The following is a 4,109-nucleotide window of genomic DNA, read 5'->3' on the forward strand; positions in this document are numbered from 1 at the left end:
AATCGGTGGCCGGCGACGGTCCAATGCCCGTCGTGGTGGTAATGTAGCGGCTCCTTGCTGTCCGCCGCGGCGGCGCTGAAAGCCGGCGCCAGCGTCTTACAGGGGACGTCGTGCTCGGCACACCACGCTTCAACGCGGTGCTGCGGGGCGTCCAAGTCCCACGTCCGCTGCTGCATGCGCGGGTGGCTCGCGAGCACCTCCTGCCACCACTGCGGATAGATCTGATCGCGCGTGCTCAAGACCGCAATGGCCAGACGTCCACCCGCCGCACTGACAGCGCCCTGCAACCGCGCCAGCAGGGCTCCGGTATGACTCCACGCCTCCTCCCAGGCCGGATCGAGTGCCGGAGCGTAGACACCATAATCGGCTGGCACACCATCGTGCTGCGGCACCGTCTTTACCGCTTCCGCCTTCAACAACCCGTGCCGAATCAAACTCTGCGCCAGCTCGGGATGGCGGATCAGGAGGATCTGCCGGAAATAGTGATACATGTCGGAGCGCGCCACCAACCCGCGCCAGCCGCCAGGCTGCGGCCGCACCCCTTCTCCCACAACTTTTTCGAGTGTTCCGTCCGGCCCGTACACCGGCTTGAGCGCGTCCTCCAACGTCGGGCTGTTATTCTTCACGTCGTTGCCAGGATAGAAGGCCAGCAGCACCAGATCCGGCTGGTAGCGCTTGCCCTCTCGTTCGAAGTAGAGCAGCTCACTGGAAGTACCGTATCCGCTAACACCCGCGCTCACAACCTCTATTTTCCCCTGCCCCAGGTCCCCATTGAGCCGTTCCTCCAGCAACCGCGCCAAGGTCGACTCGAGGGGCACGTGCATGGCCTCGACAAACGAGTCACCCAGCACCAAGATGCGAAACACGCCCGCAGGTTTGGCGTACTGGTGTTCGACGTCGCGCAGGCCCTCGTGGTTGATCTGGACCGGGACCAGGAACTCGCGATCTTCCTGCGTCCACCAGCCCCGATGCCCCGGGATCAGGCGCACACCGAGCACGGGATCAGGCTCCCAAAAGCGATCCGGCACCAGGTGCAGCCAGCGGATGCCGACTTCGAGCAAGACCAGGGCGACTAGGATACCCATGCCGGCAAGCACGACGCCCGCCAGCAATTCGCGACCGCGCTTCACGTTGCTTCAGGAATCCTTCCGGATGACGCAGTTTCCCATCACCAAGGCATCCATGCCGCTGCGCATGAACGTACTGAAGGCGTTGGCCGGTGTATTCACGATCGGTTCGCCCTTCAGATTGAAGGAGGTATTCAAGACCACGGGGACGCCGGTCGCATCACCAAACCGCTTGATCAGCCGGTAGTACAATGGACTTTCACTCTGGTGTACGGTCTGCAGGCGTGCCGTATTGTCCACGTGCGTAATCGCGGGCAGCACCTCGCCCTGTCCCTCTTTCACGTCGACAACGTAGAGCATGAATCGGGCCGGGTAATGCTTGGGCGCATCGGGAAGATCGAAGTATCGTTCCGCACACTCGGCTAGCACCGAGGGCGCGAAAGGACGAAAGGGCTCGCGGAACTTGATCTTCACGTTGACAATTTCTTTCATATCGTTGCGGCGCGGATCGGCGATAATGCTGCGCGATCCCAGGGCACGCGGACCCCACTCGAATCGGCCTTGCGACCACCCGACGACGTGCCCGGCTTGCAACTCCTCGACCACGGCATCGAGCAGATCCTCTTCGCGGGAATACGTCTGGTGGCGCGCGCCGCAGCCGCGCACGAAATCGTTGACCTGGCCTTGCCCGTACTCCTGTCCCCAGTACGCATGCCGCATGACGAACTGGCGTGGCTTGCCGAGCGCACAATGGTACACGTAGAGGGCGGCCCCCAGGGCCCCGCCACCGTCACCCGCCGCGGGCTGCACAAACACTTCCCGGATCGGGGTCTCGCGAATGATGCGGCCGTTGGCGACGCTGTTCAGTGCGACGCCACCGGCCATACAGATCCGGTCCAGCCCCGTTTCGCGGTGCAGGCTGCGCACCATGCTCAGCACGATTTCCTCCGTCACCTGCTGAATGCTGGCCGCGACGTCGGCGTAGTACTGGTTCTTCGCTGCCAGCTCGGCGTAGTTTGACGGCTTGGGCTCGAAGTAGGACGGGTAGCCCGAACTCTCGGTAAAAAAGTGCCAGGACGGGTCACGCGGCTCACCAAAGAGATCGGTGAACTTGCGGTTGTAGGTGCGCGTCGACGAGTGGTGGAAGCAGAAGTAATCCATGTCGAGCCAGAAGCTGCCGTCCGACTCCAGGTGGATGAGCTTGTAGACCTTGTCGACGTAGCGGGGCTTGCCGTACGGCGCCATCCCCATCACCTTGAATTCGCCCTCATTGACCTCGAAACCGAGGAAGGCGGTGAAGGCGCTGTAGAGCAGGCCCACCGAGTGCGGGAAGCGGATCTCACGCAGCAACTGGATCCCGGTACCCTTACCGCGCCCCATGGTCGCAGTCGCCCATTCACCGACGCCGTCGATGGTGAGGATGGCGGCCTCATCGAACGGCGAACACAGAAACGCGCTGGCCGCATGCGACAGGTGATGTTCGGTGAACAGGATGCGGCTGGCGGGGATGCCCAACTCCTGCCGGATGAAATTCTTCACCCAGAGCTTGTCCAGCAACCACGTCGTCATGGCGTCGCCGAAGACCTTCCACGACTTCGGCACCACCTGCACGGCGGTGGTGAGGATGCGCTCGAACTTGATGAACGGCTTCTCATAGAACACGACGTAATCGAGGTCCTGGGCCGTGATTCCCGCGGTGTCCAGGCAATACCGCGTCGCCAGGCGCGGGAAATCGGAGTCGTGCTTCTTGCGGCTGAAGCGCTCTTCCTCGGCCGCCGCAACCAGCTCTCCATCGACAATCAGTGCGGCCGCGGCGTCGTGATAGAAACAGGAAATACCCAGTATACGCATGCGTTAGTGTCCGTTCGTAAGCTCTTCGTAGATCGCCGACATGGCGGCGACTTGGCGTTCTAGACTGAAATGCTCCCGCGCCCACTGTTGCGCCCGCCGGCCCACCTGCTGCCGCAGGTCGGCATCCTGCAGCAGCGGGATCAGCCGCTCGGCCAGTGCATCCGGATCGCCCGGTGTCGTGAGAAAGCCGGTGTCGCCGTCTTCGATCAACTCCGGCACGCCGCCCGCAGCACTGGCCACCACTGGTTTCCCCAGCAGCATACCCTCAAGAATGACACGGCCGAACGGCTCGGGGCGTACGGAGGTATGCACGACCACGTCGAGCGCGTTCATGACATCGGCGATGTCACTGCGGAATCCCGTTATCGCCACGGCGTGGTCGAGGCCCAACTCACGGATGCGGGCGCAGAGCTGTTCGCTGTATGCCGCGCCGGCACGATGCACGCCGCCGATGATCAGCGCGCGCGCCTGTGGCACCGCGCGCATGACCCGCGCCATCGCCTCCACCAAAATCGCCTGCCCCTTCCATTCCTGGATGTTGCCGACGACGCCGACGCACGGCACCCCATTCCGGATTCCCAACTGTGCGCGCACGGCTTGGCGTTCGTGCTGCGCCACGAAACCCGCTTCATCGAGACCATCGTAAACGACGCGCATGGTCCGTGCCCGTACACCGTTGCGCAGACAGTGCGCCTCGACCGCCTTCGTCATACTCACCAGCGCATCGATCCGTCGTGCCGCCCGGCGTTCCCGGCCGGAGTATTTCTCGAACCCCTTGACGTGGCACAGCACCGGCGTGCGGGTCAGACGGCACGCCAACAGGCCATCGAAGTTGGCGCGGACGCCGTTGCCCAAGTGCACCACGTCGGCTGCCGCATTCCTCATGACGCGCGCCAGGCGAAGCGCGGCCGGGACCTCTTCGACCGCCAGACGCAGACTCTGCCGACCGAGACGGAGCAGGCCACGGACGGCACTGGACTGCTTCGCACGGTGGTACCCCTCATAATTCAACAACGCATGTTCCTTTCGCAGCCGCTGCCGGCGCACGTGATATACGGGAACCTCGAGCGCCTTCAGTTCCGTCTCCATCGCCTTCGGCTCGTACAGAACCATGCTCGGCGCGAAGCGCGTGCGGTCGAGCCCGCGGATCAGATGGTACAAGCCGGTGAGCGACCCCCCAACGACCCCGCC

The 4,109-nt window shown here is 63.6% G+C and carries 3 protein-coding genes; all 3 read right to left on the bottom strand.

The window, feature by feature from the left end:
• The coding region (locus tag VF515_04425) for a hypothetical protein (GenBank protein ID HEX7406880.1) at nt 1-1,130 on the bottom strand (1,130 nt) is incomplete at its 3' end.
• Between the two features lie 6 nt (nt 1,131-1,136).
• Nucleotides 1,137-2,918: a carbamoyltransferase gene (locus tag VF515_04430; protein HEX7406881.1), complete on the bottom strand. Its 1,782-nt coding sequence runs from the start codon at nt 2,916-2,918 to the stop codon at nt 1,137-1,139.
• 3 nt (nt 2,919-2,921) lie between these two features.
• A partial coding sequence (locus tag VF515_04435; GenBank protein HEX7406882.1) for a glycosyltransferase family 4 protein occupies nt 2,922-4,109 on the bottom strand: 1,188 nt, incomplete at its 5' end.

The organism is Candidatus Binatia bacterium (genome assembly GCA_036382395.1).
Classification (GTDB): domain Bacteria; phylum Desulfobacterota; class Binatia; order HRBIN30; family HRBIN30; genus JAGDMS01.

What these genes read in the sequence shown, in the direction of transcription:
- VF515_04430 (HEX7406881.1), bottom strand. Translation starts at nt 2,918, where the DNA reads ATGCGTATACTGGGTATTTCCTGTTTCTATCACGACGCCGCGGCCGCA.